Genomic DNA, 15,445 nt, shown 5'->3' on the forward strand with positions numbered 1-15,445 from the left:
CCATGTACGGGGTGTGGGTTCTGCTGGGTCTGTCGGCCCTCGCAGCGTGGATGACCGGACCGGTGTCCTCGCCGTCCGTCCCGGGGGCGAGGTTCCCGTCCGGCCATCCACGGCTCTGCGTGAGCCCGCTCCGGTCAGCCGAGGCCGGGGCCCGCCGTGCCCGCGAGCGCCTCCAGGTCGCTCTTGCGGACCCGGATGACCAGCCAGGCGGTGATCAGGGCGAGTACCGCCATCGAGGCCGCCGCGACGAATCCGGTGGAGATGCCCTGGGCGAGCACCTCGTGCCCCCAAGGCGCCGGCAACTGATGGGTCTTGGCGAACTCGGCCTTCTGTTCCGCCGTGCCGTCGGCCATGAACTGCGGCAGTTGCTTCTCCGCCTCGTCCTTGCTGGCCGAGCCGAACACGGTCGTCAGGATGGACAGGCCCAGCGACCCGCCCACCTGCTGCGTGGCGTTGAGCAGTCCGGACGCCGCGCCCGCCTCGTGCTGGGCGACACCGGAGACCGCGGTGATCGTCAGCGTCACGAAGTTCAGGCCCATGCCGAAGCCGAAGACCAGCATCGGACCGAGGATGCCGCCGACGTACGAACTGTCGGAGCTGAGCAGGGTCTGCCAGAACAGACCGAGCACTGCGAGAGCCGAGCCCGCGAGCATGAAGGGCTTGGGGCCGAGCACCGGCAGGAACCGCTGCGACAGCCCCGCCCCGAGGGCGATCACCACCGTCACGGGCAGGAAGGCGAGGCCCGCCTCGATCGGGGTGTAGTCCAGCACGTTCTGCACGAACAGCACGATGTAGAAGAACATGCCGAACATCGCGGCGGCCAGACTCAGCATGATCACGTACGTGCCCGAGCGGTTGCGGTCGGCGAACATCCTCAGCGGGGTGATCGGCTCCTTCGCGCGGCTCTCGATGAACGCGAAGGACAACAGCAGGACGACCGCGGCGGCGAAGGACCCGATCGTCAGACTGTCCCGCCAGCCCTCGTCCGCCGCCCGGATGAAGCCGTAGACGAGGGAGGCCATGCCCGCCGTCGAGGTCAGCGCCCCCGCTATGTCGAAGCGGCCGGTGTGCCGTTCGGACTCGCTGATGTACAACGGGGTGAGGACGGCGATCAGGACACCGATCGGCACGTTGACGAAGAGCACCCACCGCCAGTCCAACCATTCGGTGAGCATGCCGCCCGCGAGCAGGCCGATGGCGCCGCCGCCCGCCGAGACCGCGGCGAAGACTCCGAAGGCCCGGTTCCGCTCCGGGCCTTCGGGGAAGGTGGTGGTGATGAGGGCCAGCGAGGTGGGCGACGCGATCGCGCCTCCCACTCCCTGCAGGACGCGCGCCGCGAGCAACTGCCAGGGTTCCTGGGCGAGTCCGCCGAGCAGCGAGGCGAGGGTGAACAGCAGGATGCCGGCGGTGAACACCCGCCGCCGACCGAGGATGTCACCTGCGCGGCCGCCCAGGAGCAGCAGTCCGCCGAAGGTGAGCGTGTAACTGCTGACGACCCAGGTGAGGTCGGTGGTGCTGAACTTCAGAGCGTCTTGAATGTGCGGGAGCGCGATGTTCACAATTGTCGCGTCGAGTACCACCATGAGTTGGCAGGCCGCGATGACGGTGAGCGCGAGGCCGGGACGTCCCTCCCGGCGGGCCGCACCTGGCTTCTGATCCTTGATCAACTGAGAGGTTGTCACTATGGGTCCCCCACAAGTGCGTTAGTGAACGCTCGCGTTCACTGTCGCGTCCACGGTAGTGAGTCCTCCATAGTGAACGCAAGCGTTCACTTAGATTGTGGTCGTGTGGCGTGTTCCCCCGATGTCGCCGCGCGCCTTCCCGCTCGCCTCGAACCCCCCGCTCCCCCTGCTCGCTGGAGAAACTCAGATGGTTACCTCGCGCTGGACGGCCGCCCCCGCTCAGGCGTCCTCCCTCCGTCGGCGCGGCGCCGTGCTCGAACGCGCGATCCTCGACGCCGCACTGGACCAGCTCAGTACCGTCGGCTGGAAGGGCCTCACGATGGAGGGCGTCGCCGCGGGCGCACAGACCGGCAAGGCCGCGGTGTACCGGCGGTGGCCCTCCAAGGAGGATCTCGTCGCGGACGCGCTCAAGGCGGGACTGCCCCTGATCGACGAGGCGCCCGACCTGGGCGGGCTGCGCGAGGACCTTCTCGCACTCTGCCGGCAGGCGCGCGACGCGATGTACTCCCGCCCGGGCTTCGCCCTTCGCGCAGTGATTCACGAATGCGATGACGCACAGGTGGAGCGCTTTCATGGCGTGATCTTCGGAGGGGTTGTCGAGCCGACGCTCAGACTGCTCGGCGAGGTCATCACCCGTGGAATCGAGCGGGGAGAGGTCCGTGACGACGCCGCGAACAGCTATGTCTTCGACGCCATGCCGGCCATGATGATGTACCGCTCCAAGATAAGCGGAAGCGAATGGAGCGATCAGGAGCTGCAGGAGATGATCGACCAGTTCATGGTCCCCCTACTGCGGCCGAGCGGCGACTGAGAGGGCTTCGCCCCGGCCGTGACGCCACTCGGGAAGCCGGGGTGTCGCCGGGTGATCCAGGCGGCGTAGGCTAAGGGCGCCATGCCGTACGAACCACCCGCACACACCGTCGAGCGCTCCCTCCGCGCCACGACCGGAGCGAAGGTCATTGCCGGTGTCGACGAGGTGGGGCGCGGTGCGTGGGCCGGCCCCGTCACCGTCTGCGCGGCGATCACCGGACTGCGCCGACCCCCCGAAGGCCTCACCGACTCCAAGCTGCTCACCGTCAAACGGCGCGCCGTACTGGACGAGGAACTCCGGAAGTGGGTGACGTCGTACGCCCTGGGGCACGCCTCCCCGGAGGAGATCGACGAACTGGGCATGACCGCCGCCCTGCGACTGGCGGCGGTCCGCGCTCTGGAGGCCTTGCCGGTGCGTCCCGAGGCGGTGATCCTCGACGGCAAGCACGACTATCTCGGCGTGCCGTGGAGGGTCCGTACGGTGATCAAGGGCGACCAGTCGTGCGTGGCGGTCGCGGCTGCCTCGGTGATCGCCAAGGTCCACCGCGACAAAATGATGGCCGAACTGGGCATCGACCATGCAGACTTCGGTTTTGCGGCCAATGCCGGGTATCCGTCACCCGTGCACAAGGCCGCGCTGGAGGAGCGGGGACCCACCCCGCACCACCGGCTGTCGTGGGCGTATCTTGATGCGCTGCCCCAGTGGCGGCACCTCAAGAAGGTCCGCAACTGGGCGGACGGACGCGTTCCGGAGATCGAGGGCCAGCTCGGCTTCGACTTCTGACCGTTCCGCTCGCACTTATGTGCCACCCGCCGACGCGAGCCGCACCAATGTTTGATAAAAGTCAGCTCATGCCTCTCCTTCCCGAGGAGCCTCAGATTCACGAGAGTGCCCAGGGTCCCCGCGCCACTTCGGCCACTGGCCGCACCGCGCCGACCCCCCGTCCCGTACCCGGCCCCAGGCCCGCGGCGCACCCGCGTCCCGGCCGCCCCGGCCCCCTGCGGCCCACGCCTCCGGTGCAGCGCGCACCGCACGACGTGGCCGCCAAGCCCGGACCTTCGGGCCCGGCGCCCAGCGCCGCCGCCCCGGCTCCGGCGACCCCGCAGCTCCAGCTGATCCCGGCCTCCGCCGACGGCGCGCTCGACGCCGCCGAGGAAGCCGTGGACCTGCTCCTGGAGTCGGGCCGTGCCCCTGGCGACGTGCTGGTGGTCACCACCGGCGAGCAGCACCCGTGGGCCACCCACGAGCTGTCCTTCGGCGAAGCCTCCTACTGGGCTCAGCACGACGCGGGTGACGACGTCTTCTACGTGCATGCCGACGCCGCGGGCCGAGCCGTCACGCGCCCGGTCGTCGTGGTGGCCGTCAACGGCGGTTCCGACGCCGTCGCCGCCACCGTTCTGCCCCTGGCTCACAGCCGGGCCGGCGCCCTGCTGATCGTCTGCGGCGACCCGCAGCAGATCAACGCGGTGCTGGGCGCGGGCGTCTGAGCCCGTTCCGGTACGTCCGGGGGGACACCGGGGTGACGAAGGAGCCGCCGCGGCGGCTCCAGCACGGTGGGGGGTTTGTCGTGCGCGGACGCTGGCGGCGGTCCGTGCGCGTGCCCTCGCCCAGGTGTGCTCCGGCCCGCCCTCTGCTGCCGTGATGGGCTGCGGGCCAGGGTAGTCCCGCCGTGGGCCGGGGGAGTCCCGCCGTGAGCACGGTGGCCGGATGCCTGCTCGGCGAGCGTGAGTTCTCTTGCGTGCCGCCCGACTTTCACGTCGTAGAACCGCACGCCCCGTCGCCCACGCCGTACGACTTCGCCGTACGGCGGACGCGGGGGCTTCGGCAGCAGTGTTGGCCCGGCTCGGTCCGGCCGGTGTCCCGGAAGGCGCCTTGAGGCACCCTCCGGAGTCTCAGCGGGCCGCCGCGCGGCGCAGTACCTCTGACGCAGCACCGCCGGTGCGGGGCAGCGGGGGCGGTGCCTCGGACAGGGCGAAGGGTTCCGGTGCCGACGTGGAGTTGGGGCGGCGACCGCCGCGACCCTCGCCGAGGACCTGCCAGCCGTCACGGGTCAGCGTGATGTAGGCGCCGCAACGCAGTCCGTGCAGCGTGCACGCGTCGCGCAGTCCCCACATCCACGCGCCGTCCTCCTCCGTCCAACGCGCGTCGCCGTCACGGCAGTACAGCAGCACCGCCGTGCGTACCGGTGTGCGGCGGCGCAGGTCGTGCGGGATGACCCGGCGCAGTTGCGAGAGCAGCGCGTTGCGGAACATCCACCCGTCGGCCGGTGCCGGGCGGCGGGTGAACGACGCGCTCGCGCTGAGCCGTTCGTCCGGATCGAGGACGGCCACGATCGCCGTCGCGGTCGTCGGACGGTGCCGGGAGTGCAGTCCGCTGACGACCTCGCGGGGATTGCGCAGCAGGGGAATCCCGGCTGCGGCCCACTCCGCGGGTTCGAGCAGACGGGTCAGCGGGTTGGATGCGGCGGACAGGTCGGCAGACGTCGACGTGGATGCCGCCGAGGACGGAGCGAATCCGAAGGTCACGGTCCTCCCTTCGGCTACGCGCCCACACTGCGGGCGGGGTCGGATTCGGGGGAGCGCACACCGCAGCAGAGCCCTACCGGACCACGGACGAGCCGTGCGGGGAGCGGAGTTCAATTCTTCCTGTCGAACTTGGATGCGGCAACGAGCAATTGGGGCCACCGACCGGTATATGGCGGTGTGTGGTTTATATCCCTACCCGCTGTTTAGCCGTGCGACGCCAGATACGCGCGCGGGCCTGACGGACAGGATGCCTGGTGTCACGCCGTGTGAAGTGGCCGATTGTCAGTGCCATCGGGTTGCATGGAGACATGGACAACCTGGAGCTCCGCGCCGAAGCCGATGCCGTTCTCGCCGAGCTGGTCGGGGCCCCGGAGGGCTCCGCGCGATTGCGCGAGGACCAGTGGCAGGCGGTGGCGGCGCTGGTGGAGGACCGCCGACGCGCGCTGGTCGTGCAGCGCACGGGCTGGGGCAAGTCCGCGGTGTACTTCGTGGCCACCGCGCTGCTGCGCCGACGGGGAGCCGGTCCGACGGTGATCGTCTCGCCGCTCCTGGCGCTGATGCGCAACCAGGTCGAGTCGGCGGCGCGGGCCGGCATTCGGGCGCGCACCATCAACTCGGCCAACCCCGAGGAGTGGGACACCAGCCACGAGGAGGTGGAGCGGGGAGAGACCGACGTGCTCCTGGTCAGTCCCGAACGTCTCAACTCCGTCGACTTCCGCGACCAGTTGCTGCCCAAGCTGGCGGCCACGACCGGTCTGCTCGTGGTCGACGAGGCGCACTGCATCTCCGACTGGGGGCACGACTTCCGACCGGACTACCGACGCCTGCGGGCGATGCTCACCGAGCTCGCTCCCGGAGTTCCGGTCCTGGCGACCACCGCGACCGCCAACGCGCGGGTCACGGCGGACGTGGCCGAACAGCTCGGCACCGGCGCCGGAGAAGCGCTGGTGCTGCGCGGCCCGCTGGAGCGCGAGAGCCTGCGCCTCGGCGTCGTCCAATTGCCTGACGCCGCACACCGACTCGCCTGGCTCGCCGAGCATCTGGACGAGCTGCCGGGCTCCGGAATCATCTACACGCTGACGGTCGCCGCCGCAGAGGAGGCCACCGCCCATCTGCGGCAGCGCGGTCACCAGGTCGCCTCCTACACGGGGCGCACAGAGAACGCCGACCGCCTCCAGGCCGAGACCGACCTGCTCGCGAACCGGGTCAAGGCACTGGTCGCGACCTCGGCACTCGGCATGGGTTTCGACAAGCCTGACCTGGGCTTCGTCATCCATCTCGGCTCACCGTCCTCGCCCATCGCCTACTACCAGCAGGTCGGCCGCGCGGGACGGGGCGTGGCACACGCGGATGTGCTGCTGCTGCCGGGCAAGGAGGACGAGGCCATCTGGCGCTACTTCGCGGACACCGCCTTCCCGCCCGAGGCTCAGGTCCGCCAGACCCTCGCGGCACTGGCCGACGCGGGCCGGCCGCTCTCCGTGCCCGCCCTGGAGGCTGTCGTGGACCTCAGGCGCACCCGCCTGGAGACCATGCTCAAGGTCCTCGACGTGGACGGGGCCGTCAAGCGGGTCAAGGGCGGCTGGATCGCCACCGGCCAGGAATGGGTCTACGACGCCGAGCGGTACGCCTGGGTGGCACGGCAGCGCGCGGCCGAGCAGCAGGCCATGCGCGACTACGTGAGCACGACCGGATGCCGGATGGAGTTCCTGCGCCGCCAGCTCGACGACGAGGGAGCGGCCCCGTGCGGCCGTTGCGACAACTGCGCGGGGCCCTGGGCCGACACCTCCGTCTCGGCGGAGACGCTGACCGCAGCGACGAAGGAACTGGACCGCCCGGGCGTCGAGGTCGAACCACGCCGGATGTGGCCGACGGGAATGCCCGCGCTGGGTATCGACCTCAAGGGCCGTATCCCGACCAAGGAGCAGTGCTCCACCGGGCGCGCGCTGGGGAGACTCTCCGACATCGGCTGGGGCAACCGCCTGCGTCCGCTGCTGGCCGAGGGTGCTCCCGACGGTCCGGTCCCCGACGACGTGCTACGGGCGGCGGTGTCGGTCCTCGCCGACTGGGCGCGCTCGCCGGGCGGTTGGGCATCGAACACGCCGGATGCGGCGCCCCGGCCGGTGGGCGTCGTCGCCGTACCGTCCCTCGCCCGTCCCCAGCTCGTGGGTTCCCTCGCCGAGGGCATCGCCGGCATTGGCCGGCTCCCGCTGCTGGGCACCCTGACGTACACGGGCCCGGGCGGCGCGCACGCGGCGCGTCGCAGCAACTCCGCCCAGCGGCTCAGGGCGCTGTCCGGCAGCTTCGGAGTCTCCGACGAGCTCGCCGAAGCGCTGGCTCGCACTCCCGGCCCTGTCCTGCTCGTGGACGACTACACCGACTCCGGCTGGACGCTGGCCGTCGCTGCGCGTCTGCTGCTGCGGGCGGGGAGCGAGCAGGTGCTCCCGCTGGTGCTTGCGGCGGCGGGCTGAGCGGTGCGGCGCGTGGCGGGAACTGAATTGACGTGTCCGCGGCCGGAGTTATCCACAGGCCGGAGCGGGATTTCGCGATGCGCGAGATCGTCAGGGCATGACGAATCACAGCGAAACGACTGGATCCCCCGAACGCTCTGGATCTGCCGAAAGTGCAGCATCTGCTGAGGAAAGCCTCATGGCTTTCGAAAGCGGTGAGGCGCAGGGCAGCGGCGAGGCGCAGGGCAGCGGTGAGGCGCAGGAGAGCGGCCAGGCGCAGGGAAGCGGCCAGGCAGAGGGAGGCCACGAGGCGAAAGGGAGCGGCGAGGCGAAAGGGAGCGGCGCACGCGAGGCCGTCGGCGCGGGGGAGGAGCATCCGGGACAGGCGGTACGCGACGGCTCCATCGCGTACGACGGCCACGGCGACGACCAGGTGACACTGCGCACCCCGGCCGAACTGGCCGACGCCCTGCCCTATCTGCTCGGTTACCGGCCGGAGGACAGCATCGTCCTGGTCGCCCTCCGCGACAAGGACGGACGAGGCCGGTTCGGAGGCCGGGCCAGGCTCGGCATCCCCGCGAGCTCCGACGACTGGTCCGCCGTGGCACGGCAGTTGGCCCATGGGCTGGTCACCGGCAGCGAGCGCAGGGGAGCGCGTCCGGACCAGATGGTCGCCTACCTCTGCCAGGAACCCGGGCCGGGCGAATCCGGCCGACAGGTGATGGAACGGCTGCGACCGCTTGCCCAGCAACTGCGGATCGAGTGCGGCTCCCGCGACGTCCCGGTGATCGAGGCGCTGTGCATCTCCGACGGTCGCTTCTGGTCGTACTGCTGTGTGAGCGAGGTGTGCTGTCCGCCCGAGGGGCAGTCCATGGGTCTGCCGGGCACCTCGGTGCTGGCGGCGGCCGCCACCTACGCCGGTCTCCAAGTGCGCGGCACTCTGAAGGAGTTGCGGGCCAGGCTGATGCCCTGGGAGAACGCCGCCGTACTGGCCCAGGAGATCGCGCTGGACACGGCGGGCATGGCGATCGTCCCGAGGATTCTCGACGGGGCCGGTCGCAGTGGTGTGGCTGCCGAGACCCTGGAGCTGGCCGAGGTGGTCATGCGGCGCTTCGCGCAGGCCCCAGCGGTCTCCGGCATTCTCACCGCGGATCTCCGTGACGATCAGCTGCTGGGGCACGACGAGGCGGCGTCGCTGATCCTCGGCCTCCAGGACCGGACGACCCGCGACCGCGCGGCCGAGTGGATGGAAGGAGACGTGGCAGGGCCGGCCCTCCGACTCTGGCGCGCGCTGGCCCGGCGCTGCGTCGGGCCGTACGGCGAACATGCAGCGGCGCCGCTCACCCTCGCCGGCTGGGTCGCCTGGTCGACCGGCGACCAGCTGGAGGCCAGGGAAGCCCTGGCCATGGCGTTGGGCGCCGACCCCGACTACCTCTTCGCGCGCCTGCTCCATCAGGCCTGCAACGAGGGCCTGGACCCGGAGTCGATCCGCCGCTGCCTGCGGGCGGAACGGGGCGACAGGGGGCGGCCGGAAGCGTCAGAAGCCGGCGACTCTGTGGCCGGTGGGGAGACGGATTGGCCGGGGTCGGGAAGTTTCGGAGGCGACGCGGACGCCGAGGCGGCGGGATGCGGTGACGCAGTAACGCCCGACGGGGTGGCGGGGTCCTGCGACTCCACAGGGCTCGGTGCGTCCGCCAGGCGGGGTGGGGCCGCGGGACGTGGCCAGTCCGCCGAGTCCGTGCCGTGTCCGGCGGCGGCGACGGGTTCCGGCCGACGACGCCGGACGCGGTCCGGCGATGCGGCTGCGAGCGGCACCCGTTCCGGGAAGGGGGAGGGGCGCGGGTCGGGGGCGAGTGCGCCACGTGCTCGCGCTTCAGTGGCGGGAGGTACACGTCCCGGCTCCGTGCGGACGGGGCGCACGCGCAAGGGCGTCGAGGGCAGCGGCCCGGGAGCTCGCGAGGGTGGTGCGCGAGCCGGGGACGCGGGGGATACGGGGACCGCATGACGGCGCCCAGGGCGGATATGGCCGACTCGACGGCTTGGACGGCTTGGACGGCTTGGACGGCTTGGACGGCTTGGACGGCTTGGACGGCTTGGACGGCTTGGACGGGGCGGATGCTTTGGCGGGGCGGGTGTCTTGCCTGGGTCGGGTGTCTTGCATGGGTCGGGTGTGGCGCCAATAGGGCCGTATCGGCACGGCCCCGCCGCCATCCGGTCGGCTTGGGCGGCCAGAGGCGTGACCCAGGGGAGCCCTGCTCCGTTCACCTGAGTGGCGCAGCGGCTGGACGGGCGTGCCGCCGTGCCCCCGTACACAGTTCCGCCACGGTCCAGAGTCCCGTCCCGCCGACGTCGTACCCGCCCGAGGCGCACCGAGCGCAGAAGAAGCCGCCCATGAATCAGCCGACTCCGCACTCCACCGCCGACGACAACCGCTCCGCCGCCTTGACCTCGGAGCAACGCCTTGACCTGCCCCCTTTCACCGACGGCACCGGACGGCGCGACGACCCGGGCGAACGGAGCGGCTCTCCCGGACTCTCCCCCTCACCCCCTTCCTCTTCCTGGGAGGTCGACCCTGCGGAACGTCTCAGTCGGACGAGAGGTCAAGTTCCGCTGAACTCAGAGGGCCCGGACCCGGACCTGGACGCGTTCGAGGGCTACGGGCCGCGCTCCGTAACAGCGGCAGACCGGTCACGTCTCTCGAGCCAGTCGGCGACAGTCCGGCCCAGGCCTCACGCCTCGACACCACCGCAGGCCGTCGGGAAGGCAGGCCGCCCCTCGGCCTCACCTGCTCAGGCCGGCCGGCTCCCACCGCCCCGCCGCTCCGCCGACCTGCCACCCACCCACACCGCCTTGATCTGTCTCGCCCTCCCCGGCCTCGCCATCTCCACGGAACACGGGCAGCTGACCGGTCAAGGACTGGAGGGGTTCTACCGGTCCGGCCGGCGTGTGCTCTCCCGCTGCCTGCTCCGGGTGGCAGGGCGTGAACCGCTCGCGATCCAGGCGCGGATGACCGCGGCGGACAGCGTCCGGTTCCTGGGTACCGTCCGAACCTCACCGCATGTGGGTCCGGACCCGGACGTGGTCGTCGAGCGCATCCGGTACGCGGACGGTACGGAGCGGATCACCTTGTCCAGCGCGGCGGTTCGTCCACTGAGGCTGCCGGTCGAGGTGGCTCTCGGTACCGATCTGGCAGACCTGGGGGCCATCGCGGGCGGTGGCCCGGCACCGGAACTGCCAGCGAGCGTCCACGACTCCGGCCTGCGCTGGGCGTCCCCTACCGGGAACGTGTCGGTCACGGCCGACCCGCCACCCGCCGACGCGCTGGCCTCGGCAGGGCTGCTGCGCTGGGAGTTCGTCCTGCCGCCGGGCGGCAGCGCGAGCGTGGAGCTGCGAGTGCGACCGGACGGTGCGGGACCCGTCCGGGCCGTGGGCCGGGCCGCGACGAGCCCTCTCGCTCCCGCCCGGGCGATGGGGGACGACCCCAGGGCGCAGCATCTGCTGCGGACGAGCATCGAGGACCTCCAGGCCCTGCTCCTGCGCGACCCCGCCCACCCCACCGACATCCACCTGGCCGCCGGGGCGCCCTGGCGCTGCGGTCTGGCCCCGGTCGACGCACTCACCGCGGCCCGCATGACCCTGTCCCTCGGCACCCGCCTCGCCGCAGGCACCCTGCGCACCCTCGCCCGCACCCAACTCCAGGGCCCTGGACCGCAGTCCGGCATGATCCCCGCTCCCAGACGCGACGCGGGCCCCCACCTGCCACCGAGTTGCACCGGCACGGAGGCCACCCTGCTCTTCCCGGTGCTGCTCGCCGAAGCCCGTCGCTGGGGGCTGCCCGACGCCGAAACGGAGGAGCTCCTTCCCGCCGCCGAGCGCTGCCTGACCTGGCTGCGGACCACAGCCGGCGACGCTCCCTATCTGTGCGACCCGCAACCCGGGGGCCCGCTTCGCTGTGAGACACAGGCCCATGCCCATCGCGCGGCCTTGCTCGGCGCCGACCTGCTCGACACCTGCGGCAGACCGGGCGGCGCCGGGCTGAGGCAATGGGCCAAGCAAATGCGGGCCACCTTCCGGGAGGACTTCTGGATCGACGACCTGGGGGGCGGCCGACCCGTGCTGGCCCGGGCCCCGGACGGCCGGCCTGTCCCGCACCTGGGTGCGGCGACCGTCCACCTCCTCGACACCGGTCTGCTGGGCGCAGGCGAACTGGCGCCCGGGCTGCTCGACAAAGTGCAGACCGAACAGCTCGCCCGGCTGCTCGGCGGCCCCGCCATGGACTCGGGCTGGGGACTGAGGGGGCTGGGCGCGAAGGAGGTGGGCTACAACCCCTTCGGGCACCGTGGGGGCGCCGTCAGAACGCAGGAGACGGCGGTCGCCGTCGCGGGCCTGGCCGCCGCCGGGTACGAGAAGGAGGCGACGTCACTGCTCCGGGGCGTCCTGGCGGCGGCCGAGACGTTCGGCCACCGGTTGCCCGAGATGTTCGCGGGGGAGCAGCGCACGGACGGCAGCGCTCCCGTCCCCCACCCGGCGGCGTGCCGACCGGCGGCCACCGCGGCGGCCGCCGGGGTGCTGCTGTTGACCACGCTCGCGGGGATCCGTCCCGACGCCCCCGCCGGGACGGTCACACTGCGTCCCGTGCGCAGTGCGCCGCTGGGCGAGATCGTGCTGACCGGGCTGCGGATCGCGGGCGGCGCGTTCTCCGTGCGGGTCGGCCGGCTCGGCCTGGCCATGGTCGAGGAGGCGGCCGACGGACTGCAACTGGGAACGTGACCTCGCACGACGCGTCGCCTCGCGAAGCCGTGAGCGGGTGGTGGGCAGGTACCGGACCGAAGTGGATCAGCCACCGATGCGGCCGACGAAGGGAGTGTTTATCGTCAGGCAGACGACTATGATCGCGGCATGCCCTACGACCCGTCAGCCTTTCCGCCCTTCGCCGTCACCGTGGATCTGGTCGTGCTGACCGTGCGCCGCCATGCTCTGTGCGCGCTGGCGGTGCGCAGGGGCGAACCGCCCTTCCAGGGGCGCTGGGCGCTTCCCGGCGGTTTCGTACGGGCCGACGAGGACCTGTCGCAGGCGGCGGCCCGTGAACTCGCCGAGGAGACCGGGCTGCGCGCCCATGAACCGGCGGCCCCGGCGCAGGACAACGGCGCTCACCTGGAGCAGCTCGCGACCTATGGCGACCCCAAGCGGGACCCTCGCATGCGGGTCGTGAGTGTCGCGCACCTCGCGCTCGCCCCCGACCTGCCCGCACCCCGGGCGGGCGGTGACGCCAGCAACGCACGCTGGGCGCCGGTCGAGGAACTGCTTCAGCAAGGCGGGTACGGGCGCGACGGCGAAGCGGTGGCTCCGCTCGCCTTCGACCATGCGCAGATTCTGTCCGACGGTGTGGAGCGAGCCCGCTCCAAGATCGAGTACTCGTCACTGGCCACGGCGTTCTGCCCCACCGAGTTCACCGTGGGAGAGCTGCGTCGGGTCTACGAAGCGGTGTGGGGGGTGGCCCTGGACCCGCGTAATTTCCATCGCAAGGTGACCGGTACGCCGGGCTTCCTCGTGCCCACCGGTGGGACGACCACGCGCCAAGGTGGCCGCCCCGCCCAGCTTTTCCGGGCCGGCGGCGCCACTCTGCTCAACCCGCCGATGCTGCGCCCCGAAGTGTGAGGTCGCCCCAACCTCCGTCGCCGCGGCGAGTGCTGGGGTGTCTGGCGATACGGACAGGGACGGCCCGGCGGCGAACACCGGTACGAGAGGCCTGACTACCGCCTGCGGAGCGGGCCGTGCGGTGACGGAAAAAGCGGACATAGCGCGCTATCTTGCTTCGGGTGATCCAGGCCTTCGGACTGACCAGCAACCCCCGCAAGGAGCTTCCGCCCGCCGTCGACGACGTCTCCTTCGAAGCTCGGGCAGGCCGCGTGACCGCGCTGCTCGGCGCGCCGGGGGCGGGCAAGACGACGGCGCTCAGGCTCATGCTCGAACTCCAACAGGGCCGCGGTGTCACCTACTTCAGAGGCCGCCCAATGCACCGGATCGCGCACCCGTCACGCGAGGTCGGCGTGCTCCTCGGCGATGTGCCGGGCCATCCGTCCCGAACCGTCCGCGGGCATCTGCGCATGCTGTGCGCCGCCGCGGGGGTTCCGGTGCGGCGTGCCGACGAGGTCCTGGAGGTCGTCGGGCTCGTCAGCCTGCGCGAGGAGCGCCTCGGCACGCTCTCGCGCGGCATGGACCGACGCCTCGGCCTGGCCTGCGCCCTCCTGTCCGACCCGCACACGCTCGTGCTGGACGACGCCGCCGACGGACTCTCCGCTCGCGAGAGCCGCTGGCTGTACGGCTTGCTGCGCGCCCACGCGAGCCAGGGCGGCACGGTGCTGATCACCACCGCCGATCCCAAGGAGGCCGCCCGCACCGCCGACCGGGTCGTCACACTCGACGAAGGCAGACTCGTCGCCGATCAGGAGGCCGATGAGTTCGCCCGCACCCGGCTGCGGCCCCGCGTCGCCGTCCGCACCCCGCACGCCGCCCGCCTCGCGGCCCTCCTCGCCAAGGAAGCACGCACCAGGCACCGTTCCGTCGAGGTCGTCCGCGAGGGCGGCAACCGTCTCTCCGTGTACGGCAGCACCTGCGCCGACGTCGGTGAGGCCGCCTTCCGCCACGGCGTCCTCGTCCACCAACTCGCGGACGAGATCGGCGACATGGGACCGGGTGCGGGAACGGCTCCGAGGCGCGATGGCCTCGCTGCCGAAACCCCGATGACCTGCGGCGACGCATCCGCCGACTCGGGTACGACGACCCTGCCCGGTGAGTCGGATGCCTCGGGGCAGTGCGGCACACCGTCAGCCGACCCGCTCGCCACCACCCTGCTGAGGGAAGCGGCTACAGCGGAGAAGACCGGCGCACCCCTGGCCGACATCGCCCCACCAGGCGAAACCGACATGCCCCACGGCTCCAGCAGCACCGCGCCTGAACCGACGGCCACCAACCCAACTCAGCGAGCCGACGACGTACCGCAGTCGGAGTCGCGGCCACGATCGCAACCGCTGACGGACCCACCGTCACCGCATCCCGCCCGAGACGCCGCACATCCCGCCCGGGACGCCCCGCATCCCGCCACGCCCGGCGCGACGTCGGCCTTCGCTCGGGGCCCCCGTCCCTCGACGGTCGCCACGCTCGACGCCTCCTCCGAACTCCCACCCCCCATCTCGGTCCGCCCCGCCCCCAGCCCCCTGCGCCCGCTCCGGTACGAGCTGCGCCGTGCCGCGGGAGTCGGCACCGGGTTCCTCACCGCGGCCGCCGTGCTCGTCGTGTCCGCCCTCACCGCCCTGCTGCTCGCCCGTATCGGCCACACCCCGCAGCACCGACTGTTGGCCGCATGGCCGCAGGAGCTGCCGCTGCCGCCCGCGGCGCTCGGTGCGGGGCTGCTCGGGGCGTTCGCCTTCGGTGACGAGTTCCGCCACCCCGCCCTGGCGGCGGACCGCGGCACCGTGCCCCGGCGGCTGGGGCTGCTCACGGCCAAGCTCGTCGTCTCCGCCGCCACCGCGCTGCTGCTGGCGTTCCTCACGGTGGGCTGCGACGCCGAAGTGCTCTATCTCGTGTACGGACGGGAGCTCGCGCGAGTTCCCGCCGACTGGCTTTCACTGAGCGCGAGTTGGATGGGGCTCGTGGTGGGCTGTGCCTGGGCGGGCGTGCTGGCCGCGGGCATCTTCCGGTCCACCACGGCCGGGCTGGCCGCCGTGGTCGCCGTACCGGTCGTCGTCGTACCCCTCGTACAAAAAGCCTTGGAAGGACCGGCTGTGCGGACGGCCGCGGGGTTTCCGCTGCGGTTTCGCGAGACGTTTCTCTTGCAGTGGCCCTTTGGTGGAGAGCGCTATCTGTCCGCCGTGGCGCGTGTGATCGCCCAACCGGTGGGTGGGGCGCTGGCGTTGTCGTTGATGGCTCTGCTCTGCGCATATCTGCTCACGAGCCTGCGTAGCAGGGTCCAATGACGAC

10 protein-coding genes are annotated in these 15,445 nt (G+C 71.8%); 8 read left to right on the top strand and 2 right to left on the bottom strand.

Going from position 1 to position 15,445, the window contains the following annotated elements:
* Positions 1-134: 134 nt before the first annotated feature.
* Positions 135-1,682, bottom strand: a complete 1,548-nt coding sequence (locus tag ACIHIX_RS05775; protein WP_399950260.1) for an MFS transporter — start codon at positions 1,680-1,682, stop codon at positions 135-137.
* 187 nt (positions 1,683-1,869) lie between these two features.
* On the opposite strand from ACIHIX_RS05775, the gene ACIHIX_RS05780 reads away from it, so the two are divergent.
* The 3 genes from ACIHIX_RS05780 to ACIHIX_RS05790 all read left to right on the top strand — a co-directional run bounded on the left by ACIHIX_RS05780 (position 1,870) and on the right by ACIHIX_RS05790 (position 3,980).
* On the top strand, positions 1,870-2,493 hold the full coding sequence (locus tag ACIHIX_RS05780) for a TetR/AcrR family transcriptional regulator (RefSeq protein ID WP_399951900.1): 624 nt from the start codon (positions 1,870-1,872) through the stop codon (positions 2,491-2,493).
* An 81-nt stretch (positions 2,494-2,574) separates the two neighbouring features.
* Positions 2,575-3,276, top strand: a complete 702-nt coding sequence (locus ACIHIX_RS05785; RefSeq protein WP_399950262.1) for a ribonuclease HII — start codon at positions 2,575-2,577, stop codon at positions 3,274-3,276.
* Between the two features lie 68 nt (positions 3,277-3,344).
* On the top strand, positions 3,345-3,980 hold the full coding sequence (locus tag ACIHIX_RS05790) for a hypothetical protein (protein WP_399950265.1): 636 nt from the start codon (positions 3,345-3,347) through the stop codon (positions 3,978-3,980).
* A 405-nt stretch (positions 3,981-4,385) separates the two neighbouring features.
* Here ACIHIX_RS05790 and ACIHIX_RS05795 read toward each other — a convergent pair whose 3' ends face one another.
* The gene (locus ACIHIX_RS05795; protein ID WP_329333884.1) at positions 4,386-5,018 is read right to left on the bottom strand and encodes a hypothetical protein; all 633 of its coding nucleotides are present in this window, start codon (positions 5,016-5,018) and stop codon (positions 4,386-4,388) included.
* A gap of 308 nt (positions 5,019-5,326) precedes the next feature.
* On the opposite strand from ACIHIX_RS05795, the gene ACIHIX_RS05800 reads away from it, so the two are divergent.
* The 5 genes from ACIHIX_RS05800 to ACIHIX_RS05820 all read left to right on the top strand — a co-directional run bounded on the left by ACIHIX_RS05800 (position 5,327) and on the right by ACIHIX_RS05820 (position 15,441).
* Complete coding sequence (locus tag ACIHIX_RS05800) at positions 5,327-7,486, top strand: RecQ family ATP-dependent DNA helicase (RefSeq protein WP_399950268.1); 2,160 nt, start codon at positions 5,327-5,329, stop codon at positions 7,484-7,486.
* A 178-nt stretch (positions 7,487-7,664) separates the two neighbouring features.
* Positions 7,665-9,470, top strand: coding sequence for a DUF4192 domain-containing protein (locus ACIHIX_RS05805; protein WP_399950271.1), 1,806 nt, complete (start codon positions 7,665-7,667; stop codon positions 9,468-9,470).
* Positions 9,471-10,318: 848 nt separating this feature from the next.
* Positions 10,319-12,235, top strand: a complete 1,917-nt coding sequence (locus ACIHIX_RS05810; RefSeq protein ID WP_399951903.1) for a glycogen debranching N-terminal domain-containing protein — start codon at positions 10,319-10,321, stop codon at positions 12,233-12,235.
* 129 nt (positions 12,236-12,364) lie between these two features.
* On the top strand, positions 12,365-13,123 hold the full coding sequence (locus tag ACIHIX_RS05815; RefSeq protein ID WP_399950273.1) for an NUDIX domain-containing protein: 759 nt from the start codon (positions 12,365-12,367) through the stop codon (positions 13,121-13,123).
* Between the two features lie 161 nt (positions 13,124-13,284).
* Complete coding sequence (locus ACIHIX_RS05820; RefSeq protein WP_399950276.1) at positions 13,285-15,441, top strand: ATP-binding cassette domain-containing protein; 2,157 nt, start codon at positions 13,285-13,287, stop codon at positions 15,439-15,441.
* Positions 15,442-15,445 lie beyond the last annotated feature (4 nt).

The sequence above is a fragment of the Streptomyces sp. NPDC051913 genome (genome assembly GCF_044593635.1).
Classification (GTDB): domain Bacteria; phylum Actinomycetota; class Actinomycetes; order Streptomycetales; family Streptomycetaceae; genus Streptomyces.